Source organism: Polynucleobacter parvulilacunae, assembly GCF_018881715.1.
GTDB classification, from domain to species: domain Bacteria; phylum Pseudomonadota; class Gammaproteobacteria; order Burkholderiales; family Burkholderiaceae; genus Polynucleobacter; species Polynucleobacter parvulilacunae.
In genome coordinates, this window is the sequence record NZ_JACVPW010000001.1 from 622,331 (window position 1) to 643,132 (window position 20,802).

At 45.2% G+C, this 20,802-nt stretch carries 23 protein-coding genes and 1 tRNA gene; 11 read left to right on the plus strand and 13 right to left on the minus strand.

Annotation, left to right across the window (positions count from 1 at the left end; all coding sequences use genetic code 11):
* Positions 1 to 19: 19 nt before the first annotated feature.
* Positions 20 to 442, minus strand: coding sequence for a large conductance mechanosensitive channel protein MscL (gene mscL / locus ICN18_RS03310; RefSeq protein ID WP_216189065.1), 423 nt, complete (start codon positions 440 to 442; stop codon positions 20 to 22).
* A gap of 137 nt (positions 443 to 579) precedes the next feature.
* Between mscL and petA the strand changes: the two genes are divergently transcribed.
* The 7 genes from petA to ICN18_RS03345 all read left to right on the plus strand — a co-directional run bounded on the left by petA (position 580) and on the right by ICN18_RS03345 (position 5,754).
* Entirely contained in the window at positions 580 to 1,182 is a 603-nt protein-coding gene (gene petA / locus ICN18_RS03315) for a ubiquinol-cytochrome c reductase iron-sulfur subunit (RefSeq protein ID WP_216189066.1), read from the plus strand.
* Positions 1,183 to 1,192: 10 nt separating this feature from the next.
* Entirely contained in the window at positions 1,193 to 2,593 is a 1,401-nt protein-coding gene (locus ICN18_RS03320) for a cytochrome b (RefSeq protein WP_216189067.1), read from the plus strand.
* Between the two features lie 41 nt (positions 2,594 to 2,634).
* A complete protein-coding gene (locus ICN18_RS03325; RefSeq protein ID WP_216189068.1) occupies positions 2,635 to 3,408 on the plus strand; it encodes a cytochrome c1 in 774 nt (257 codons plus the stop codon).
* A 98-nt stretch (positions 3,409 to 3,506) separates the two neighbouring features.
* Entirely contained in the window at positions 3,507 to 4,118 is a 612-nt protein-coding gene (locus ICN18_RS03330) for a glutathione S-transferase N-terminal domain-containing protein (RefSeq protein WP_068320223.1), read from the plus strand.
* A 29-nt stretch (positions 4,119 to 4,147) separates the two neighbouring features.
* Positions 4,148 to 4,555: a ClpXP protease specificity-enhancing factor gene (locus ICN18_RS03335; protein WP_216189069.1), complete on the plus strand. Its 408-nt coding sequence runs from the start codon at positions 4,148 to 4,150 to the stop codon at positions 4,553 to 4,555.
* Between the two features lie 18 nt (positions 4,556 to 4,573).
* A tRNA-Thr gene (locus ICN18_RS03340) sits at positions 4,574 to 4,649 on the plus strand.
* A gap of 28 nt (positions 4,650 to 4,677) precedes the next feature.
* Positions 4,678 to 5,754 (plus strand): glycosyltransferase family protein, encoded by a 1,077-nt coding sequence (locus tag ICN18_RS03345; protein ID WP_216189070.1) that lies wholly within the window; start codon positions 4,678 to 4,680, stop codon positions 5,752 to 5,754.
* A gap of 10 nt (positions 5,755 to 5,764) precedes the next feature.
* Here ICN18_RS03345 and ICN18_RS03350 read toward each other — a convergent pair whose 3' ends face one another.
* On the minus strand, positions 5,765 to 7,093 hold the full coding sequence (locus ICN18_RS03350) for an MFS transporter (RefSeq protein ID WP_216189071.1): 1,329 nt from the start codon (positions 7,091 to 7,093) through the stop codon (positions 5,765 to 5,767).
* A gap of 186 nt (positions 7,094 to 7,279) precedes the next feature.
* Here ICN18_RS03350 and ICN18_RS03355 point away from each other — a divergent pair, with 186 nt between their 5' ends.
* Complete coding sequence (locus ICN18_RS03355) at positions 7,280 to 7,864, plus strand: phasin family protein (protein ID WP_216189072.1); 585 nt, start codon at positions 7,280 to 7,282, stop codon at positions 7,862 to 7,864.
* Positions 7,865 to 7,983: 119 nt separating this feature from the next.
* Here the strand turns inward: ICN18_RS03355 and ICN18_RS03360 are convergent, their stop codons facing one another.
* The 5 genes from ICN18_RS03360 to hemA form a co-directional block, all read right to left on the minus strand.
* Positions 7,984 to 9,183, minus strand: a complete 1,200-nt coding sequence (locus ICN18_RS03360) for a DNA recombination protein RmuC (protein ID WP_255532053.1) — start codon at positions 9,181 to 9,183, stop codon at positions 7,984 to 7,986.
* A gap of 104 nt (positions 9,184 to 9,287) precedes the next feature.
* Positions 9,288 to 9,596 carry a Grx4 family monothiol glutaredoxin gene (gene grxD / locus ICN18_RS03365; RefSeq protein WP_216189074.1) on the minus strand — a complete coding sequence of 103 codons (309 nt, stop codon included), beginning with the start codon at positions 9,594 to 9,596 and terminating at the stop codon, positions 9,288 to 9,290.
* Between the two features lie 106 nt (positions 9,597 to 9,702).
* Positions 9,703 to 10,545 carry a peptide chain release factor N(5)-glutamine methyltransferase gene (gene prmC, locus ICN18_RS03370; RefSeq protein WP_216189075.1) on the minus strand — a complete coding sequence of 281 codons (843 nt, stop codon included), beginning with the start codon at positions 10,543 to 10,545 and terminating at the stop codon, positions 9,703 to 9,705.
* Between the two features lie 26 nt (positions 10,546 to 10,571).
* The gene (gene prfA, locus ICN18_RS03375) at positions 10,572 to 11,651 is read right to left on the minus strand and encodes a peptide chain release factor 1 (protein ID WP_216189076.1); all 1,080 of its coding nucleotides are present in this window, start codon (positions 11,649 to 11,651) and stop codon (positions 10,572 to 10,574) included.
* On the minus strand, positions 11,652 to 12,968 hold the full coding sequence (gene hemA, locus ICN18_RS03380) for a glutamyl-tRNA reductase (protein WP_216189077.1): 1,317 nt from the start codon (positions 12,966 to 12,968) through the stop codon (positions 11,652 to 11,654). It lies immediately after the preceding gene.
* Positions 12,969 to 13,011: 43 nt separating this feature from the next.
* Between hemA and ICN18_RS03385 the strand changes: the two genes are divergently transcribed.
* Positions 13,012 to 13,266: a hypothetical protein gene (locus tag ICN18_RS03385; RefSeq protein ID WP_216189078.1), complete on the plus strand. Its 255-nt coding sequence runs from the start codon at positions 13,012 to 13,014 to the stop codon at positions 13,264 to 13,266.
* Here ICN18_RS03385 and ICN18_RS03390 read toward each other — a convergent pair.
* The 4 genes from ICN18_RS03390 to ICN18_RS03405 are packed head-to-tail and all read right to left on the minus strand — an operon-like array spanning position 13,255 to position 17,778.
* Positions 13,255 to 14,010: a uracil-DNA glycosylase gene (locus tag ICN18_RS03390; RefSeq protein WP_216189079.1), complete on the minus strand. Its 756-nt coding sequence runs from the start codon at positions 14,008 to 14,010 to the stop codon at positions 13,255 to 13,257. The genes ICN18_RS03385 and ICN18_RS03390 overlap by 12 nt on opposite strands.
* 6 nt (positions 14,011 to 14,016) lie before the next feature.
* Positions 14,017 to 15,792, minus strand: coding sequence for a M61 family metallopeptidase (locus ICN18_RS03395; protein ID WP_216189080.1), 1,776 nt, complete (start codon positions 15,790 to 15,792; stop codon positions 14,017 to 14,019).
* Positions 15,793 to 15,797: 5 nt separating this feature from the next.
* On the minus strand, positions 15,798 to 16,511 hold the full coding sequence (locus tag ICN18_RS03400) for a DsbC family protein (RefSeq protein WP_216189081.1): 714 nt from the start codon (positions 16,509 to 16,511) through the stop codon (positions 15,798 to 15,800).
* Entirely contained in the window at positions 16,504 to 17,778 is a 1,275-nt protein-coding gene (locus ICN18_RS03405) for an FAD-dependent monooxygenase (RefSeq protein WP_216189082.1), read from the minus strand. The genes ICN18_RS03400 and ICN18_RS03405 overlap by 8 nt, the downstream gene beginning before the upstream one ends.
* A gap of 40 nt (positions 17,779 to 17,818) precedes the next feature.
* Between ICN18_RS03405 and ychF the strand changes: the two genes are divergently transcribed.
* Entirely contained in the window at positions 17,819 to 18,913 is a 1,095-nt protein-coding gene (gene ychF, locus ICN18_RS03410; RefSeq protein WP_216189083.1) for a redox-regulated ATPase YchF, read from the plus strand.
* Positions 18,914 to 18,986: 73 nt separating this feature from the next.
* On the opposite strand, the gene ICN18_RS03415 is transcribed toward ychF, so the two are convergent.
* Positions 18,987 to 19,337, minus strand: coding sequence for a winged helix DNA-binding protein (locus ICN18_RS03415; RefSeq protein ID WP_216189084.1), 351 nt, complete (start codon positions 19,335 to 19,337; stop codon positions 18,987 to 18,989).
* A 110-nt stretch (positions 19,338 to 19,447) separates the two neighbouring features.
* Between ICN18_RS03415 and ICN18_RS03420 the strand changes: the two genes are divergently transcribed.
* A complete protein-coding gene (locus ICN18_RS03420; protein WP_216189085.1) occupies positions 19,448 to 20,017 on the plus strand; it encodes a hypothetical protein in 570 nt (189 codons plus the stop codon).
* On the opposite strand, the gene trpC is transcribed toward ICN18_RS03420, so the two are convergent.
* On the minus strand, positions 19,998 to 20,801 hold the full coding sequence (gene trpC, locus ICN18_RS03425) for an indole-3-glycerol phosphate synthase TrpC (RefSeq protein WP_216189086.1): 804 nt from the start codon (positions 20,799 to 20,801) through the stop codon (positions 19,998 to 20,000). The genes ICN18_RS03420 and trpC overlap by 20 nt on opposite strands.
* Position 20,802 lies beyond the last annotated feature (1 nt).

Sequence of the window (20,802 nt, forward strand, 5' to 3'; positions counted from 1 at the left end):
TGTATTGGATGCGAGTGAATTATTTTTTGAGGCTGTCACGAATTTCGCGCAACAACACTACATCCTCTGGCACTGGAGGCGGAGGTGGCGCATCCATTAATCGAACTTTGTTGACTACTTTGACCATTTGGAAAATCACGAATGCCAAGAGTACAAAATTGATAGAAATAGTGATGAAATTGCCGTAGGCAAAAATGGGCACACCCGCCTTTTTGAGGGCATCAAAAGTTCTGGGAACACCTTCAGGGACGTGGCCTAGGACGATAAACAGATTGGTAAAGTCGATATGACCCCCTAAAAGGGTGGAAATAACCGGCATAACGATGTCATTTACCAGGGAATCCACGATTTTCCCAAAAGCGCCGCCAATAATGACGCCGACGGCCAAATCGATCACATTTCCCTTGACTGCAAAGTCACGAAACTCCTTTAAAACGCTCATAAATGCTTCCTTTTTCGTTTAGATCCTGATTAACCTGAGATTAACCCCATAACTTTCTTGCTTACCCCACTTTTTACTTTAAAATCCTACCTTTAAGCAATTTCCACCCATAAATACCCTTTCTAGGAATTTTGTAAATGAGTGACAAGCCCTGTATGGACAAGGATCGCCGTAATTGGTTGATCGCCACTTCGGCGGTTGGTGGCGTAGGTGCCGCCGCAGCCCTATACCCTTTTATTGACAGTTTAGAGCCTTCTGAGCGTGCGAAAGCCGCTGGAGCAGCTGTTGAAATTGATATCACTGGTATGCAGCCAGATGAGATGAGAATGGTTGAGTGGCGCGGCAAGCCGGTTTGGGTGGTGCGTCGCACTCCCGAGCAAGTTGCCGAGTTATCTAAGATTGATAACGAATTGGCTGATCCAAATTCATTACGTGACCCGGCTCAATTTACACCTCCGTATGCCCAGAATCAGTGGCGCTCTATCAAGCCTGAGTACCTCGTAGTGGTTGGTATTTGCACCCACTTAGGTTGCTCACCAACGCCAAAGTTTGAATCCGGTGCACAACCATCCTTGCCAAATACTTGGCCAGGTGGTTTCCTCTGCCCATGTCACGGTTCGACATTCGATATGGCAGGCCGCGTATTTAAGAACAAACCAGCCCCAGATAATCTTGAAGTTCCGCCGCATATGTATTTGAGCGACACCAAGATTCTGATCGGCGACGATAAGAAGGCCTAAGGAGAGATAAATGGCATTCCAAGAAAAACAAGTTCCAGCGGACGCTTCCGCCGCCCAAAAGCTAATGGCTTGGGTTGACTCACGTCTACCGGTAACAGAAGCATTTAAGCGTCACATGAGCGAGTACTACGCTCCAAAAAATCTGAATTTTTTCTATATTTTTGGTGCATTAGCTATCGTGGTGTTGGTAAACCAGATTCTGACCGGTATTTTCTTGACCATGAACTACAAGCCTGATGCTGCAAAGGCTTTTGAGTCAGTTGAGTACATCATGCGTGAAGTTCCATGGGGTTGGATGATTCGCTATATGCACTCTACCGGCGCTTCCATGTTCTTTGTGGTGGTTTACATGCATATGTTCCGTGGTTTGATCTACGGCTCTTATCGTAAGCCACGTGAGTTGATCTGGATTTTTGGTTGCGCAATTTTCTTGTGCTTGATGGGCGAAGCATTCTTCGGTTACTTGCTCCCATGGGGTCAAATGTCTTACTGGGGCGCTCAAGTAATTGTGAACTTGTTCTCCGCAATTCCATTCATTGGCCCAGACCTGTCTTTATGGTTGCGTGGCGACTATGTGGTGGGTGATGCAACGCTGAACCGCTTCTTTGCATTCCACGTAATTGCAATTCCATTGGTATTGATTGGCTTAGTTGCGGCCCATATTTTGGCTCTGCATGAAGTAGGCTCAAACAACCCAGATGGCGTTGAAATTAAAGAGAACTTGGATGCTAATGGTCACCCAGTTGACGGCATACCATTTCATCCTTTTTACTCAGTGCATGATGTGATGTATTTGGGTGGCTTCTTGATTATTTTTGCATGTATTGTGTTCTTTGCACCAGAGATGGGCGGTTACTTCCTCGAGGCCAATAACTTCGTTCCTGCAAACCCATTTCAAACACCTCCGCACATTGCTCCTGTTTGGTATTTCACGCCGTTTTACTCCATGTTGCGTGCAACTACAACGAACTTCCTGTTGCCTTTATGGATCTTCTTGGCAGTTATTCTCGGAATGTTTGCTCTGAAGACTAAAAACCTCAAGGTTAAGGGCGCATGCGTTGCAATCGCTCTCGTATTGGCGGCTGGCTTCTACTTATTTGATGCTAAGTTCTGGGGTGTTGTGATCATGGGTGGTTCTGTTGTGATCATGTTCTTCTTGCCTTGGCTGGATCATTCACCAGTTAAATCCATTCGCTATCGCCCACAGTTTCATAAATATATTTATGGTGTATTTGTGGTGAGCTTTGTGATCTTGGGCTACTTAGGTATTCAGCCGCCATCACCAGTGTTTGAAAAGATTTCTCAGGTATGCACTATTTATTATCTGGGCTTCTTCTTGGGAATGCCGTTCTGGAGCACGCTGGGTAAATTTAAGCCAGTTCCAACGCGCGTTACTTTTAAGTCCCATTAATGCACGCCTAAGATATTGGCAAAGAGAAATTAGGAACTAGTATGAAACGAATTCTGCAAACTTTGATAGGCGTCTGCCAAGTAACAGTGTTGGTTGCGGCCTTGGGCTTTGGCATTAGTGCCAGCGCAAATGAGGGTGGCTTTCCCTTGGATCAAGCCCCTAATCGCGTTAGTAAAGATGCTTCATTACAAAACGGTGCCAAGTTATTTGTGAACTACTGCTTGAACTGCCATGCAGCGGCAAGCATGCGTTACAACCGTTTACGCGATATTGGTTTGACCGATCAACAAATCAAAGACAACCTCATTTTGACTGATGCCAAAGTGGGTGATTTGATGACCATCTCCATGACACCAAAAGAAGCGAAGGCTTGGTTTGGAAAAACCCCTCCTGACCTATCAGTTGAGGCGCGTGCTCGTGGAGCAGACTGGCTCTATACCTACTTCCGCACTTTCTATAAAGACGACACCACACAAACTGGTTGGAACAACTTGGTTTACCCTAAAGTCGGTATGCCTCACGTTCTCTGGCAGTTACAGGGTGAGCGTGCTGCGAAGTTTGAGGAACATAAAGATCCCCATGATCCAAGCAGAACAGAAGAAGTCTTTGTTGGCTTTGAACAGTTAACTCCCGGCACAATGAGTACACAAGAGTATGACGACAACATCGCTGACTTGGTTGCTTTCATGTCATGGATGGCTGAGCCAGTTCAGTTGGAGCGTAAGCGTCTTGGTGTAGTAGTGCTCTTGTTCTTGGCAATCTTTACTCTGTTGGCTTGGCGTTTGAATAAAGCCTATTGGAAAGATATTCACTAATTGAATTTGATGGGCCCTGATACTGGGCCTGTTAGTGAAAAGATTTAACGCTGTTGTGCGTTTGTTGTATTGAAGTAGAAATTTAAGGAAATAAATTTATGATGGTGTTGTACTCGGGTACTAACTGCCCATTCTCGCAACGCTGCCGTTTGGTGCTTTTTGAAAAAGGCATGGATTTTGAAATCCGCGATGTCGACTTGTTTAACAAGCCTGAAGACATCTCTGTAATGAACCCATATGGCCAAGTGCCTATCTTGGTTGAGCGCGATCTTATTTTGTATGAGTCAAACATCATCAATGAATACATTGATGAGCGCTTTCCTCATCCGCAATTGATGCCGCCTGATCCTGTAGCACGCGCACGCGCACGTCTCTTCCTCTTCAATTTTGAGAAAGAGTTATTTGTGCACGTAGCCGCCCTGGAAAATGAAAAAGGTAAGGCTGCTGAGAAGGTTCATGAAAAAGCGCGTTTAGCAATTCGTGATCGTTTGACTCAGTTGGCGCCAATTTTTGTTAAAAACAAATACATGCTGGGCGATGAGTTCTCGATGTTGGATGTTGCAATTGCACCATTGTTATGGCGTCTTGAGCACTACGGCATTGATCTTTCTCGCAATGCCGCCGCTCTCCTAAAATATGCTGAGCGTATTTTCAGTAGACCTGCTTACATTGAAGCTTTGACTCCTTCTGAGAAGGTAATGCGCCGCTAAGCTTTCCTAGCGGTTCATTACTCGTCGGTATGTCTGACATCCCAAGCAATAAACCTTATCTAATCCGTGCTCTACATCAGTGGTGCACGGATTTTGGTTTTACGCCATTTATGGCGGTTTTTGTGGATGCTAGGGTAGAAGTTCCTATGGAGTTTGTTAAGAACAACGAGATTGTTCTTAACCTCTCCCTGGAGGCATGCCATCAGCTCCAGTTAGAAAATGACTGGATTAGCTTTCAGGCAAGGTTTGGTGGGGTTCCTAGAAAGATTATGGTTCCTGTGAGCCATGTCTTGGCTATCTACGCTAGAGAGAATGGACAGGGCATGTCATTCCCGTTTGACCCAGCTCAGGCCCGTGATCTTCATATTGCAGACTCGGCGGATGGCGCCCCTGAAAAGCCCAAAACAAGTAGACCTAGCTTGAAGCTTGTGAAATAGGCTAAAATATCAACCGTTGCCCCTTTAGCTCATCTGGTAGAGCAACTGATTTGTAATCAGTAGGTGGTCTGTTCGAGTCGGACAAGGGGCACCACTCTTCTCTCTGGCATTTAAACTCCCTAATGTCACATAAAAAAATCGGATTTGATGCGGGCTTGATGTCTCTTCGGGGCACACATATTGCTATTTTCGATTACGCACTTCAGAACCAAAAAATATTAGGCAACGAATCCATTGTTTTTTACGATCGTCGCTCAGAGTTAGTTCAGCCATCTGTATTTCAAAAATTTCAAAAAGAATTTAATTTAATTCCATATGATCAGTTTTCGGAGTTAGGTCCCATGGCCGATCGCGAAATAATGGATGCAATGTATCTCATTAAATCAGGCGAGCGCGATGACTACGTTCTGCCTGGAGTTCCCAATTTAATCCATGCAGTTTTTCCGCAAAAAGTGGATGAGATGCATGGCGATATTTATGCTTACGTGTCTAAGTGGTTAAGCGAAGAGTGTTCGAATGGAAAAATTCCTTTTGTGCCTCATATCATCGATTTGCCAATACAAGGAGCCTCACTCAGAAAAAGTCTTGGCATCCCTGAAGATTCAATTGTTTTTGGCTGTTATGGCGGAAGTGATAGTTTTAATCTGGGCTTCGTAAAGCAGGTCATAGCTGAGTTGGTTGAGAAAAACTCGCATATCTATTTTCTGTTTATGAATATTGATCGTTTTATCGATCATCCCCAGGTGATATTTCTTCCGGGCAATTCAGATCCGTTGTTTAAATCAAGCTTTATCAATACCTGCGATGCCATGATTCATGCGAGAGGCATCGGCGAGAGCTTTGGCTTAGCCTGCGGGGAGTTCTCGATGCACAACAAGCCGGTAATCACTTATGCGCTCTCACCCCAACGCAACCATATTGATGTTTTGGGATCAAAAGCGATTTTGTATAAGGGCCCCAAAGACTTAAGTGAAATCTTCTTGAATTTTGACAAGGCAGAAGCTCAAAAGCAAGATTGGGACTGCTATTCCCAAGAATTTTCACCCTCTGCCGTAATGAAAAAATTTCAGTCAGTATTTTTGGGTAATGACGCTATCAAGCTGGCAGAAATCAAGATCAGCAGTCTAGATAGAGCGGCTATACAGGCCAAACGTTTTAGAAAAAAGCTTCGCAGCCTATCCCGTAAGCTGTATTTATAGAGCTCACCATCTAATCTAAAAGCGATACTTTCCTGGTTTCAGGTAGGTAGAGAGCAGCAACAATTGCCGCAGTAGCTAAGAAGATGGTTGGATACCAAAGCCCCGCGCTATCACTTTGCCATCGTTGATTTAACCAAGTCACAATTAAGGGTAGTAAACCGCCAATCCATCCTGCTGCTAAATTATGAGGGAGCGTTGCGGCGCTATTTCTGGTTTTGGCGGGAAAAAGTTCGGCCAGTATTGCGGTTTGCGGACCAACTACTAAGGCGAGGGCTAAAGATAAGCAGGTCAGCAACATTCCGATAAGAATCAAATTGAATGAGTGACTTGGATTGTTGAGGTATTCCGTGCCAATCGTTTTAAGCAGCTGAAATCCTGGCAGGATCAAGATAGCGCCTAAAAAAAGCCCGCAAACGATGATAGGCTTACGACCAATTTTGTCTGATAACCAGCCCGCCAAAATAGTGAGAGGAAATAAAGCTAACGTTGCATAGATGCTGAGTTGGTCAACTAATTCTGGAGCAAGTTTTACAGAAGTTTTTAGAAAAATAGCTGTGTAGACTTGTACGCAAAAGAAAAGTACTGCGCCACCCGCTGAGATGCAGAAGAAAAGCAAAAACATCCGATTACGCGTCTGAGGGTTGCGAAAATTATTTAGCAGTGGACTGCCGGATTGTTGATGTGTTTTGCTGAGCGCCAAAAATACAGGCGTTTCTTCCAGAGCCATGCGAGCTTTAAATGCAATTAATAGAAGTGCAATGGAAATCCAGAAGGGCACACGCCAACCCCAGGACTGAAATTCTTCTGGTGATAAATAGTTTCTTAGTAAGGCAATTTGCAAGGTTGAAAAAAGAATGCCAAGCGGTCCCATGAGTTGGAGGAAGCTTGTTTTAAGACCCCTGTATTTGTTTCCAGCATGCTCTGTTAGATAGACAGCGCTCCCACCAATTTCACCCCCAGCAGAAAGCCCTTGAAGTAGCCGTAGGCTAACCAGTAGGATGGGCGCCCAAATGCCAACCTGGGCGTAGGTGGGTAAAAAGCCCACGCTTACAGTTGCAATCCCCATTAACGCAATGGTGATCATAAAGACGGGCTTTCGGCCTATTCGGTCACCCATAGAGCCAAATAGGGCTGCTCCTATGGGTCTGACTACCATTCCAACGCCAAAGGTCGCTAAGCTCGCCAAAAGGGCTGTATTGGGGTCTGAGGAAGGGAAGAAGAGTGGGGCAAAAACGACTGCTAGGGTGGCAAATGTGAGGAAGTCATACCACTCCAAAAAGGTTCCAAAGCAGGCTGCAATGGCTACTTTTCGATAGGAGTGAGAATTCTGATTTTCCATTAAGTTACTGATTAGATTGAATTTATTTATTATTTAAATTAAATTTGTTGCATAGCAGCAAAAACTTCTTGATTTGTCATATTTCATCAGTTACAGTTTCATGGTGCAGTGCAATATTTAAGGCGTCTAAATTCTCCTTAAATGCACTTAATAGACAGTTGTACCACTTAATTTCTGGAGAAATACATGAACCAAGATCAAATCACCGCTAAATTGTCCCAAATTAACAGCAAAGGCCTCGAGGCTTCATTTTCTTTGAGCGAAGCTGCTTTAGAAAATGCTCAAAAATTGGCTGAGTTGAACTATGCTGCCTCTAAAGATGCATTGGTTAATGCTCAAGACGGCATTCAACAAGTTTTGACAGCTAAAGACCCAAAGCAAGTTACTGAAATTTTCACAGCTGATTCATTGCAAGCTGCTGGCAACCAAGCTGTTGCTTACCAAAAGAAAGTAAGCAAAGTATTGCGTGACAGCAATAAAGAATTTGTAAACGTAGTTGATGCAAGCATCGATCAGTTGCAAGATGGTTTCCAAGATTGGATCAATACTGTAGCTGCTAACGCGCCTGCAGGTTCAGAGGCATTCTTGTCTTCATTCAAGACTGTATACGGTAGCGCATTGCAAGGTTTTGAACAGTTCCGCGCTGCAAGCAAAGAAGCTTTTGCTACTGCAGAAAAAACTGCTGATCAAGCAATCGAAACTGTACAAGGTCAAATTGCTCAAGTTAAGAAAGCTGCTACACCTGCATCACGTAGCCGCAAAGCTGCTTAATTGACTGCTGATTAAGAAATAGATTTATTAGTAAGAATTAAAAACCCCGCCTGGTGCAAACTGGGCGGGGTTTTTGTTTGCCTAAATCTTTTGAGAATTAACTTAAGCTATGAATAGAATTATTCAAAGTCAGAAGAGGATTCAATCAGGGGTGCAGCTAAGTTTTTACTGGGTTTAACGCCCAATTCACGGACTTTTTCGGCCGAGCGTATAAGATTGCCTTTGCCAGTTTTTAGCTTGTTGAATGCGTCGTGATAGCTTGTTTGGGCTTGATCGAGACGTTGACCAAGTTTCTCAAGATCATCCACAAAGCCAACAAATTTATCGTAGAGGTTGCCGCATTGTTTTGCGATCTCAAGCGCATTGCGATTTTGATGATCTTGTCTCCAAAGATGGGCAACCGTTCTCAGTGTTGCCATCAGGGTGCTTGGGCAAACCAGCACAATATTTTTTGCTAAAGCCTCTTGGTACAAATTTGGCGCAGTCTTTAATGCAAGTAAGAATGCCGGCTCAATTGGCACGAACATTAAAACAAAGTCGACTGAGCCTACGCCATATAAAGAGCTGTAATTTTTTCCTGAGAGGCCTTGGATATGCTGGCGCAGTGACTGAATATGCGCAGCGAGCTCTTGTTCTGCCACCGCAGGATCGGTAGTTTCAGCATGACGTGCATAGGCAGTAATAGATACCTTACTATCAACTACTAGGCTTCTTCCTTCGGGTAGCTTGATAACTACGTCAGGCTGGAGGCGTGAACCGTCGGTTTGAGTATGACTGTCTTGAACGACGTACTCCTCACCTTTGCGTAAGCCAGAGGATTCCAGAATAGATTCCAGCACCAACTCACCCCAATTACCTTGAACCTTAGAGTCACCTTTGAGTGCTTGGGTTAAAGAACGCGTTTCATCTGACATACGCAGATTGAGATTGGCTAAACGTTCAATCTCGCTTTTTAATGCATGGCGTTCGCGAGCTTCATTGCCATAAGATGTACTGACTTGTTCTTTAAATTCTGTGAGCTTCGTTTGCAGGGGTTTTAATAGCGCATCTAAGCTTGCTGCATTTTGTTCTGTAAAACGCTTGGACTTATCTTCCAAGATCTCATTTGCCAAATTTTTAAACTGATTTGTGAGTGCTTCTTTAGCTTCATTGAGTGACTCTATTCTGCCCAAACCTTGTTTACGTTCAGAGTCTAGTTCTGCTTCTAGGCGAATGGCATTTTGTAGGGCTTGGTCACGCTCGCTGCGAAGGTTGAGTGCTATAGCAAGCTCTGCCTGAGCTTGCAGCTCGACACGCGCAAGAGTAGATCGTAAGTTCAATGCATAAACTAAAAGGCCTGCACATACTCCAAATGGCAGACCAAATAATAGAAGCGAACTTAAATCAAAGATCACGGCGTAATAAATCCCAGTAATGCGACTTATTAAGCTTTAACGAGTTTTTGGAGTTCGCCAGACTGAAACATTTCAGTCATGATGTCTGATCCACCAATAAATTCACCATTGATGTAAAGCTGTGGAATGGTCGGCCAATTAGCAAACTCTTTAATGCCTTGACGAATTCCGGCATCTTCCAAAACGTTTACGGTATGAAGATTTTCAACTCCGCTAGCGCGCAGGATATTGACAGCGTTTCCAGAAAAGCCACATTGTGGAAACTGCGCGGTTCCCTTCATAAACAAAACTACTGGGTGGCTGGTAACGATTTCTTTGATTTGAGCTTGTGTGTCCATAAATTCTTTCTACTAAGTTTCTACTACAGCGGTCTTATTGCAAAGACGGTTTGGAAATGAGGTTTATTCGATTTTAAGACTTAATGCGAAAAAAGGTTATTTCGCCTTATTTTCTGCCTGAGGCGACACGGTAATGGCCGCCTAAATCTAGATGGGTTTGAATATCGCGAAAGCCTGCTGATTTCATAAGTGCCACCACAGCCTCAGATTGGTCAAAACCATGTTCAAGAGCAAGCAATCCATTTAGGTTGAGATGCTTTTGAGCTCCGGAGATTATTGTCTCCAGGCAGCTCAGTCCATTTTGATGGTCAGTAAGGGCTGAGAGCGGCTCAAATCGAAGATCACCTTGACTCAGGTGCAAATCTTGAGAGTGTATATATGGCGGATTGCTGAGGATAACGTCAAAAGAATAATGTTCTTCCAAGGCTTGGTACCAACTGCCTTGGAGCAATACTACTCGCGAACTTACATTTAATTGTTGAGTATTGAGTTGGGCAATCTCTATGGCCTCAATAGATTGATCAGTTGCGGTAACTAAAGCTTCAGGAGCCTCATGTGCAATCGCCAAGGCAATTGCTCCAGAGCCTGTGCCTAGATCTAAAATGCTCGCGGGCTTGCCCAAGCGTTTAATTTCACGCAAACCAATCTCAACTAAGAGTTCGGTTTCTGGGCGTGGGATTAGAACTCCAGGCGCAACATAGAGATCAATGTTGTGAAACCCCTTTTTGCCAACCAGGTAGGCGATCGGCTCACCATTCAGTCTTCGAGTCTCAAGCGCCTTCCACGCCACTATTGCATCTACATTCAATAGCATGTCATCACGAGAGAGTAGGGCGGAGCGTGGAAGCTGGTAATGTTTTTCAAGAATATGCGCCATCAGAATTCTGGCCTCACTGGGGGTAAGGGCAGAAGCACTCAAGAGTGCGCGCAGGCTTAAATCTTCATTCACAGTTTTGGCGACCGCTTAGTGATGACTTAGTTATCGCCAAGGGCAGCAAGTAACTCTGCTTGATGCTCAGATGCAAGCGCGTTGCAAAGATCGTCGATGTCGCCATCCATCATCGCGTCGATTTTATAGAGGGTCAGGTTGATGCGGTGGTCGGTGATGCGACCTTGGGGAAAGTTGTAGGTGCGAATACGATCACTGCGATCACCCGTGCCAACTAGGGACTTGCGGGTCTGGGCTTCGAGTTGATGCTTCTCACGTTCGCGTGCATCCATGATGCGAGAAACCAAAACTTTCATGGCTTGTTCACGATTACGATGCTGACTCCGGTCGTCCTGACACTCAACTACTGTGCCAGTTGGTAAATGCGTGATACGCACAGCCGAATCTGTTTTATTAATATGTTGTCCACCAGCGCCCGAGGCTCGGAAAGTGTCAATACGTAATTCAGCGGGGTTAATTTTGACTGCCTCAAGCTCATCTGCCTCTGGCATCACGGCGACAGTACAGGCGGAAGTATGAATACGTCCTTGAGTCTCTGTTTGGGGTACGCGTTGTACGCGATGGCCGCCAGATTCAAACTTGAGGCGTGAGTAAACGGATTGGCCAACCAAGCGTAAGACAACTTCTTTGTATCCACCTAAATCGGATTCAGCGGCACTTACCATTTCCACTTTCCAGCCTTGCCGCTCTGCAAAGCGGGTATACATGCGTAGGAGGTCTCCAGCAAAGAGAGCACTTTCATCTCCGCCAGTACCTGCACGAATTTCTAGGAAGACATTGCGCTCATCGTTTTCATCTTTAGGAAGCAAGAGTTTCTGTAGCGTGCTCTCAAGCCCTTCCATCGTAGCCAAAGCCTGCTTTTGTTCCTCATCCGCAAAGTCCTTCATCTCAGGATCTTTACGCATTTCTTCTGCAGCTTGCGCGTCTGCTTCAGCCTGCTTATAGAGGCCGAATTGCTCCACAACAGTGGCAATATCAGAATGTTCGCGCGTGAGCTTCCGATAAGCATCCATATCTTTGGTTGCTTCTTCGGAGGTTAATAGGGAATTAAGTTCGGCTAAGCGTGTGTCTAGATGGTCTAGCTTAGCCCGCATGCTGGGCTTCATCTAATGGTCTTCTGGCTTGGAATGCGAGGCGAATAGTTTTGGTAACAACTTAATCAAGGCGTCACGCTCAGCGCCATTAGAGTGTTGCAAAGCATGGAGTGAACCATGCAGAAATTTATTGGTGAGACCTTGAGCCATCGCATTGAGAACTTCTTGAGGATCTTCGCCACGCATTAAACGTTTCATTGCGCGCTCAAGTTCTAATTGACGTAATCGTTCCCCTTGCTGCTGAATATCTTGAATTAATGGCACAGCATTGCGGCCTTGCATCCAATGCATAAAGTTGCCAACACGATCTTCGATGATCGCTTCTGCCTGACTTACAGCCGCTTGTCGTAAGTTAGCGCCAGTCTGAATCATGACTCCCAAATCATCAACGGTATAGAGATAGATATCATCTAGTCTAGAAATCTCGGGCTCAAAGTCACGCGGCACTGCTAAATCAATCATTACCATCGGCTTGTGGCGGCGCTGCTTGAGAGCGCTCTCCACCATACCAAGCCCAATGATGGGTAAGGATGAGGCGGTACTAGAAACAATAATGTCGAACTCGTGTAGACGCCCTGGCAGCTCTGAAAGCTTAAAGGACTCGGCCTCTACATCTTGTGCAGAAATAGAGTCTGCTAGCTCTTGGCCACGCTCAATAGTACGGTTTGCGATTGCTACATTTTTAGGTTTGCGCGCAACAAAATGGGTGGCGCATAAAGTGATCATCTCACCGGCGCCAATGAATAAAATCTTTTGATCAGAAATTTTTTCGAAGATACGCTCAGAGAGGCGAACAGATGCTGCAGCCATTGAAATAGAGTGAGCGCCAATTTCGGTAGAGCCACGAACTTCTTTAGCAACCGAAAATGTTTTTTGAAAGAGTTGGTTGAGATAGGTTCCCAAAACGCCAGCGTCATTTGCAGTGCGAACTGCATCTTTCATTTGACCTAAAATTTGTGTCTCGCCAATCACCATAGAATCTAAACCACATGCCACTCTGAAGGCATGCCGAACTGCATCTGATTGCGGCAATGAATAAATATGCGGCTCAAGACTGCTTGGTGCCAGCTGTTGGGTTTTAGCCAACCAATCAAAAGTCGCCTCATGTAAAAGACCTGCTGCGCTGGCATCGTTAGCGGCACAGTACACCTCAGTGCGGTTGCAGGTTGACAGGATGGTAGCTTCGGGCAGCCCGGCCTGATTCGCGCCAACTAAATGCTGGCGTAAATCGTGTAACGCTTCTTGAAGAAATTCAGGGTCAAAGGCGACCTTTTCCCGAACGGCTAGTGGCGCTGTGTGATGATTGATGCCGAGTGTCAACAACTTCATAATGGCGATTATAGATTTGATAGCAGCATTAATGGGGGTATGAATGGGGTTTTTAGCTTTTCTGGTGATTGGCGGTATTTCTGGGGTATCGGCCTGGATTTTTTACCCCGGCGCTACCTATGGAGTCAGGCCCGGAAGGATTCTGATCGCCTTCTTGTTGGGGGTTCTGGCGGCAGCGGCTAGCTCGTATTTAGGTCAATACTGGGATCTCTTCCAATCTGGGCAGATTTTGGAGTGGGCCAGCGCTATTTTTGCCTCTTGCGCAGTAGGTTGCGTTTTTACTGCTTTAGCTAAATAAGTCGACTTGATTGTTCTCAACCCACTGAATGGGTGGAACCTTGTGCTCTATTAGCCATTGATTGGCTTTTGTAAAGTGGTCGCAGCTTGCTTTACCCCCGGGCACTAAAAAAGGCCTATCCGTTTTATATACACCTAAGCCAGATGGATGGGAGGATTGCAAAACCAATTGATTTAGCCCATCTTCAATCAGTGGCAATTTAGTCTGGGCGTGTCCACCCCACAGCATCCAAACTAAATCTAATTTTTGTTTTGCTAAAGCCCTGATGAGATGATCGATCAGACTTTTCCATCCTAAATTTGTATGGCTGCCTGCTTCTCCTAGCTTGACGCTTAAAGCGGTGTTCAGTAGAAGCACGCCTTGCTGCGCCCAATGATGCAAGTCTCCGTTTGGCAAGCGACCAAAACCTTCTAATGCAAGCGCCTTGCTGATATTGCGCAGTGAACTCGGAAATTCTCGCGAGTTCACGGCAATATTTTCTGGAATAGAAAAGGCTAAGCCTTGTGCCAGCCCTGGCGAGTGATAGGGGTCTTGACCTAGTATGACAACCTTTACTGAGTTAACAGGGCAGAGTTTGAGGGCTCTGAAAAAGTGTTGAGGCTCAGGCCTGACAACACTGGGATCTAAATCCAAAACAGCTTGTAAGTTTTTCTCTAGCAGCTGCCAGTCATTAGACTCGAAATAACTCCCAAGTAGTTCGCGCCAATCATTGGGAATATCTTCTTTTGAAAAAAGTGCATTCAATTTGGCTTAAGCATCTTTCTTGGGTGTCAGATCATATTGCGCAGGTATTTGTGCGGATTTCAGTGTGACCATGCGCTCATGCTCTAGATCATCACGATAGAAGGTAATTCGAGTGTGAGCATTTTCAGACAGGCTACCCAAAACTCTATCCCAGCGAGCACTAGTAATTCGCTGCCCATCAATACTGGCTAGTAAATCTCCAGCTGCTAGGCCTGCTGCTTGGGCAAGGCCACCATCAAGCACATGAGTCACCTTAAGCCAGCCATTAGCATCAATATGGCGCATACCAAATTGCAATTTGATTTTTTCAAGTGTTGACAGGGATTTTGCTTTGACAGAAATCAGTTTTGAACCAATCCATTTTTGCAGTGGAATATCTTCAACACCAAAAATATAGCGTGCCTTTATCTCAGCCCAAGTTTTACTAAAGCCGTTGCCTAGTAATTCAAAAATCAAATCATCTAAACCATCTTCGGCGATACCCTCGCTACCATGCTTATGCCAAAGCAAACGCATCAGGTCATCGAGGGACTGTTTGTTTTTAGAAAATGCGCGGATTTGCAAATCGAGGCCAAGGGCAAGCAAGGCACCTTTGCCGTAATAGCTCACGACAGCATTTGGAGTATTTTCATCCGCTTGGTAATACTTCGTCCAGGCATCAAAAGAGCTATCAGCTAGGCTCTGTTTATGGCGCCCAGGGCTTCGCAGGATGCCATTCCAATTATCCGCAACCAATTTTAAATATGTTTTGAGATCAATTCGTTTGCTGCGCAATAGCTGAAGATCATCGTAATAGCTAGTAAAGCCTTCAAACACCCAGAGCAAGCGAGTGTGATTTCGTTTAGCTAGATCGTAAGGCTGAAAGGCTTTCGGTTGAATACGCTTCACCAACCACGCATGGAAATATTCATGACTGCATAAGCCTAAAAATTCTCTATAAGCTGATTCCTCAAAAAGAATATTTTCCTGGGGGATTTGATCGCGTCGGCACAGTAGTGCTGTGCTATTGCGATGCTCTAGGCCGCCATAGCCGTTCAAGACTGCGTTCACTAAAAAGAGGTATTCCCCAAATGGAGCTTGCTTGGATTTAGGTTCAAAGAGATTGATAGTGCTAGTGCATATGGCTTGTAGATCTTCAGAAAGGCGCTTGGTATCAATGATGTGATTACATCCTTGGATTGCCATTCGATGGGCGACACCATTTGACTTCCAATGCACCATCTGAAATTCACCCATGGCTACGGGATGATCTAATAAGTCATCATAATTTTTGGCCAAATAAAAACCAAATCCGCGCTCATCTGTTTTGGCCGCTCTTAAAGTGGTTTGTACTGTCCAGTGATCAGCAAAGGCAAGCTCTGGAGCGGTAATAGCGAGGGAGCAAGGTAAATACTCTTGCCCCACAACGGCCAGGCACAAGCTAGTGGCATTAAAGAATGCCCGTTCAGTATCTAAATAAGCTGCACGTACTGAAGAGTCAAAGGCGTAAACGGTTGTCAGGACTTCTATTGCCCCGGTTGTTGGTGGCAAGCGCCAATGATCGTTATCGATACGCTCGAGAATGATTTTCTTTCTACTGCCTGCGATTGAATACGCTTCAATCGATTCAATCTGCTTACTGAAATCGCGAATTAAATAGCTACCTGGAATCCAGGCTGGCGCTTGCAGAACCTGTCCATTGGGATCGGGATTTGCAATGTGCAGCTTGATGCGAAAGCGATGACCCTGGAGGTCTGCCGGCCAGACCGTATATTGAATTGCAGGTAAGTCGGCGTGGTTCATGATATTTATTTAAGAGAGCTAAATTTCTTTTCGATATCGGTGATTTGTACTGCACCAGGGAAACGGCTGCCATCAGTAAAAAATAATGTTGGTGTACCGGTGATTCCATAGGTCTTAGCAAAAGCCATATTCTTATCTAGTGGTGTGCTGCACTCGCCTTTACTGCTTGGTGCAATACCGTTAATCATCCAATCAATATAGGTCTTATAGGGGTCAGAAGAGCACCAAATTTGTTTTGATTTCTGTGCAGAGTCTGGCGATAGGATTGGAATGAGGTAGGTGTAGATGGTGACGTTATCAAGCTGTTGTAGGGACTTTTCTAAGCGCTTGCAGTAACCACAGTTGGGGTCTGAGAAGACGGCTAGTTGACGACTGCCGTTACCACGTACATTTTTGATGGCATTCGCAGGTGTTAAGTCGCTCCACTTAATCCGGTTTAAATCAGCCTGTCTTTGCTCAGTAATATTTTTACCCGATGAGAGCTCAATGATTTCACCTTGGATGAGATATTTGGCGCCAGCATCGGTATAAAAAATATCATTGCCAACCAATACTTCATATAGGCCAGAAACAGGAGCCGGTGAAACGCTCTTCACTTTGGCATTGGTACCCAACTTCTTTTGGATCTCCGCTTTTACTTGTTGCTCTTGTTGGGCATGAGTCTGCCCTGCGAAAAAGAGGCTTATGCTGATGACAATAACTGATAAAAATTTATTCAAAATCGATTTCCCCTAATGCGCGTTCTATTAAGCGCTGTTTTATAAAGTGACTTTTGTTCACAAGACCTAAACCCCAGTTACGGAGCTGTCGTTCAGTACTGCTACTTGCAGAAAATAATTTCTTGAGTTTATCGGTCACCCATAAAAGTGCACTGGTGTCGCCTTGACGCTGTCGTTCATAACGGCGCAGCAGCACTAAGTCGCTAGGTGAGCGGAATGATTCCTTTTTACCTAAGATATTGAGTAGCACCGCTACATCTCGCAGTCCTAGGTTTAGGCCTTGCCCAGCCAATGGATGCATAACATGGGCTGCATCCCCAATCAGCGCAACCTTGGGATGAGTCTCTGGGCCAATAAATCGCTTGGCACGAATTTTTCTCAAAGGGAAGGCTGCAGGTGTTGAGTTAAGGGTGAGCTCCCCCAATTGTTTGGTGATTGCACCTTTGGCGATAGATGTAAATTGATCCAACCATTGGCTCTGATCTAGTTTTAATAACTCTGCGGCATGCTCTGGTGAGGTTGACCAAACCATAGAAACTTGTTTTCCGGGTAAGGGCAACATGGCAACAATATCGCCACCGGGCAAGAACCACTGAAAAGCAGTTTCTAAATGTGGATAAGTGCAAAGCCAATTGGCGACGACAGCACTTTGTGAATAACTTTCTTCGCTTACGCTAATACCAAGCTCTTTACGAACTGGGGAGTTTGCGCCATCTGCTGCAATTACGAGTTGCGCACGAATGCTTTCACCATTCTTTAAATGCAGCGTGCTTCCTTCTGCATCCACCAGAATTTTCTCTACAACATCACTAATACGTTCTAACTTGTTCTGAAAACGTGAGGCTTGATCAATGGTGTGTTCAATTAAATTGGATTCTCCAATCCAGGCAAGTTGCGGTGTGCCTGCTTCAAATGCAGAAAGATGGAGGTAGTCATTCTTTTCGCCTCTATCACCATAGATCCGCATATCCCTTACTGGCTGCAGGCGACTTTTATCAAGCGCATCCCAAATTTGTAGGTGAGCGAGCAATTTTTGGGTGCTTGGGGAAAAGGCGTAAATTCTTTGGCCCCATTGAATGCCTTGCGGGCTTGGGACGTTTTCCCCCAAATCAGGGGCGATCTCAATAGTTTGCAAGCCCAGTTGGGCAAGTCCGAGGGCGCAAGCCTTACCGGCGATGCCTCCTCCCACCACCACAACATCCACTGTGCGGTTTTGAGAGGTAGAGGCTGAAGCCTTGGAGGGGTGATTTAGGTGAACTTCTGACATAACTCGATGATATCGAAACCAGCCCCTTTACAATACAGGTATGTCTTTGAAATGTGGCATCGTCGGCCTGCCTAACGTCGGCAAATCTACCCTCTTTAATGCGCTTACCAAAGCTGGAATCGCAGCGGAAAACTATCCTTTCTGCACGATTGAGCCCAATGTAGGTGTTGTTGAGGTTCCTGACCCCCGTCTAGCCTTTTTGGCTGAGATCGTAAAGCCTGAGCGCATCCTGCCTGCAGCCGTCGAATTTGTCGATATTGCTGGTTTGGTAGCTGGCGCCTCAAAAGGCGAAGGTCTTGGTAATCAGTTTTTAGCGAATATTCGCGAAACGGATGCCATTACCCATGTTGTTCGGTGCTTTGAGGATCCTAACGTCATTCACGTTGCTGGAAAAATCGATCCAATCGCTGATATTGGTGTAATCGATACTGAATTGGCTTTATCGGATTTGGCGACGGTTGAGAAAACCCTCAATCGCTCAAGCAAGGCAGCTAAGTCTGGTAACGACAAAGAGGCCGCAGCCTTGGTTGCAGTTCTGACTAAAGTTCAGGCTCATCTAGATTCTGCTTTGCCGGTGCGAAGCTTGAATCTGAGTGATGACGAAAAATTATTAATTAAACCCTTATGTTTAATTACCGCTAAGCCTGCGATGTATGTTGCGAACGTAAAAGAAGATGGCTTTTCTAACAATCCTCATCTTGAGGCGGTGAAGCAACATGCTGCAAAAGAGGGCGCTCCAGTTGTAGCGGTTTGTGCTGCGATTGAAGCTGAAATCGCCGACTTAGAAGAAGTGGACAAGATTGAGTTCTTGGCTGACTTGGGAATGGAAGAGCCAGGCTTGGATCGCGTGATTCGTGCTGGTTATTCGTTGCTGGGTTTGCAGACGTATTTCACGGCAGGCGTTAAAGAAGTACGGGCGTGGACAATTCACGTGGGTGATACAGCCCCTCAAGCGGCCGGTGTGATTCATACCGACTTTGAGCGTGGCTTTATTCGTGCCCAAACAATCGCTTATGATGACTTTGTGCAGTTCAAGGGAGAGTCTGGCGCTAAGGAAGCTGGCAAGATGCGCGCCGAAGGCAAAGAATATGTCGTTAAAGATGGGGATGTATTGAACTTCCTCTTCAACGTCTAAACCATTCTGATTCGTGTTCAATAAAAAAGCCCTTTTCAGGGCTTTTTGCTTATGTGTTTAGAGTCACAAATTATTAAGTCGCTTTTGCTGCCTTCTCTAGGCATTTAGAGATTTCTTCATAGCGCTTGAGGGCCGCTTTGGTAGGCAACACTTCCTTCTTGCGACCATCAGCATTTGCTGCCATCTTGATGTAACCCATAGCGCTCAGATTTTTCAAGCGACCATGCAGGGTGGCTTGCGAGCCTAGGTCGGCTATAGAAATCAAATCACCAACCAAAATTGCCTGCTTTGCATGTGCACTAGTTACAACTTTATCCAGCAAGCTCTCTTCAATGCAGTCCAACTTCTTGCCTGGATTAATGCGATCAAGAGCATCAATCAAGTTCAGAAACTTAATATAGGGCGAAGTTTTTGGAATTGGCATATTTATTGATAATTAAGTGATATTAGCTTTTGAGCTAACATAAGTGTATTCCCTAAGTATGATTTTAGCAATTGATGCGAGTCAATAAAAATTAATCCATACTGACTGCAATGTCTAAATTACTCAAAATTTCTTCAGAATGGTTTATTGGATGCGCTATTAGTGCGATAGCGTACACATTTCTTTTTTATTTCAATAATTGGTTAACGAGTGACATCACTTTCGGCTTAGGGGTAAGTTGGATCTATCTGCCAGCTGGCTTACGTTTGTTTCTGACTTTGATTTTTGGGTTGCCGGGCGCTCTTGGCATTGCTATAGCCTCATTTTTGATTAGCTACTACGGTGAGTTTCCGCACGATCCGATTTTATGTATTGGAACTGGATTAATTTCGGGATTCGCGCCTTACTTGGCTAGATATTTCGTGTTTAGCAATCTTCGTCTTGAGTCTGATTTAAGTAATCTCAATTTCCCAAAACTGATTGCTTGTATTTTGATTTATGCCTTCCTCTCAGCAGGCTTGCATCAGTGGTGGTTTTCAGTGATGGCTTTAGAAAATACTGGTAGCGTAAATCACTTCTTGGTAATGTTTATTGGAGACGTACTGGGTTCGCTACTGCTGATCTCCCTGATTAAATACTGCTTAGACCTATTGAGAAAGGTTAGGAGAACAGCTCACTAAGGGCCGCGCCTGGATCTGTGGCGCGCATGAATGCTTCGCCAACTAGGAAGGCATTGATTTGATTGTTTCGCATAAGCTCTACATCAGCGCGATTCAAGATGCCGGACTCTGTCACTAAGATTTTATTGTCTGGAACCATAGACATTAGAGAGAGAGTAGTCTGCAGCGTTACCTCAAAGGTCTTGAGGTTGCGGTTATTGATACCAAGTAATGGAGTCTTCAGTTCTAATGCCTGCTCCAGCTCTAGGGCGTTATGGACCTCAACTAAAACATCTAAGCCTAACTCATGAGCACAAGCTTCGAGCTCTTTCATTTGATTTAATTCTAGACAAGCCACTATTAACAAGATTGCATCAGCACCAATCGCGCGGGCTTCATACACCTGGTAGGGATCAATCGTGAAGTCTTTGCGGAGAACTGGAATGTTGCATGCAGCGCGTGCTTCCTGCAGGTAGGCATTACAGCCCTGGAAGTAATCCTGATCAGTTAGAACCGATAAGCATGCAGCGCCATGTTTTTCGTAGGACTGGGCAATAGCTGCAGGTAAGAAATTTTCGCGCAAGATTCCTTTACTTGGGCTAGCCTTTTTAATTTCCGTAATGACGCCTGCTTTACCAGCGGCAATCTTGCTCTCAATGGCTTTGATGAAACCTCTTGGCTTCAGGAGGGCATCTTGATTGTTGGCTTGCGCTTGCTCACACTGATTGGCGAGCGACAGTTTTTGTAGGCGGCTGGCTACTTCAATCTTTTTAGTGACAACAATTTTATCGAGGATATCGCTCATG

Excerpts from the sequence above, each read along its gene's own strand:
- mscL (WP_216189065.1), bottom strand. The coding sequence starts at position 442 with ATGAGCGTTTTAAAGGAGTTTCGTGACTTTGCAGTCAAGGGAAATGTG.
- petA (WP_216189066.1), top strand. The coding sequence starts at position 580 with ATGAGTGACAAGCCCTGTATGGACAAGGATCGCCGTAATTGGTTGATC.
- ICN18_RS03320 (WP_216189067.1), top strand. The coding sequence starts at position 1,193 with ATGGCATTCCAAGAAAAACAAGTTCCAGCGGACGCTTCCGCCGCCCAA.
- ICN18_RS03325 (WP_216189068.1), top strand. The coding sequence starts at position 2,635 with ATGAAACGAATTCTGCAAACTTTGATAGGCGTCTGCCAAGTAACAGTG.
- ICN18_RS03330 (WP_068320223.1), top strand. The coding sequence starts at position 3,507 with ATGATGGTGTTGTACTCGGGTACTAACTGCCCATTCTCGCAACGCTGC.
- ICN18_RS03335 (WP_216189069.1), top strand. The coding sequence starts at position 4,148 with ATGTCTGACATCCCAAGCAATAAACCTTATCTAATCCGTGCTCTACAT.
- ICN18_RS03345 (WP_216189070.1), top strand. The coding sequence starts at position 4,678 with ATGTCACATAAAAAAATCGGATTTGATGCGGGCTTGATGTCTCTTCGG.
- ICN18_RS03350 (WP_216189071.1), bottom strand. The coding sequence starts at position 7,093 with ATGGAAAATCAGAATTCTCACTCCTATCGAAAAGTAGCCATTGCAGCC.
- ICN18_RS03355 (WP_216189072.1), top strand. The coding sequence starts at position 7,280 with ATGAACCAAGATCAAATCACCGCTAAATTGTCCCAAATTAACAGCAAA.
- grxD (WP_216189074.1), bottom strand. The coding sequence starts at position 9,596 with ATGGACACACAAGCTCAAATCAAAGAAATCGTTACCAGCCACCCAGTA.
- prfA (WP_216189076.1), bottom strand. The coding sequence starts at position 11,651 with ATGAAGCCCAGCATGCGGGCTAAGCTAGACCATCTAGACACACGCTTA.
- hemA (WP_216189077.1), bottom strand. The coding sequence starts at position 12,968 with ATGAAGTTGTTGACACTCGGCATCAATCATCACACAGCGCCACTAGCC.
- ICN18_RS03385 (WP_216189078.1), top strand. The coding sequence starts at position 13,012 with ATGGGGTTTTTAGCTTTTCTGGTGATTGGCGGTATTTCTGGGGTATCG.
- ICN18_RS03395 (WP_216189080.1), bottom strand. The coding sequence starts at position 15,792 with ATGAACCACGCCGACTTACCTGCAATTCAATATACGGTCTGGCCGGCA.
- ICN18_RS03405 (WP_216189082.1), bottom strand. The coding sequence starts at position 17,778 with ATGTCAGAAGTTCACCTAAATCACCCCTCCAAGGCTTCAGCCTCTACC.
- ychF (WP_216189083.1), top strand. The coding sequence starts at position 17,819 with ATGTCTTTGAAATGTGGCATCGTCGGCCTGCCTAACGTCGGCAAATCT.
- ICN18_RS03415 (WP_216189084.1), bottom strand. The coding sequence starts at position 19,337 with ATGCCAATTCCAAAAACTTCGCCCTATATTAAGTTTCTGAACTTGATT.
- ICN18_RS03420 (WP_216189085.1), top strand. The coding sequence starts at position 19,448 with ATGTCTAAATTACTCAAAATTTCTTCAGAATGGTTTATTGGATGCGCT.
- trpC (WP_216189086.1), bottom strand. The coding sequence starts at position 20,801 with ATGAGCGATATCCTCGATAAAATTGTTGTCACTAAAAAGATTGAAGTA.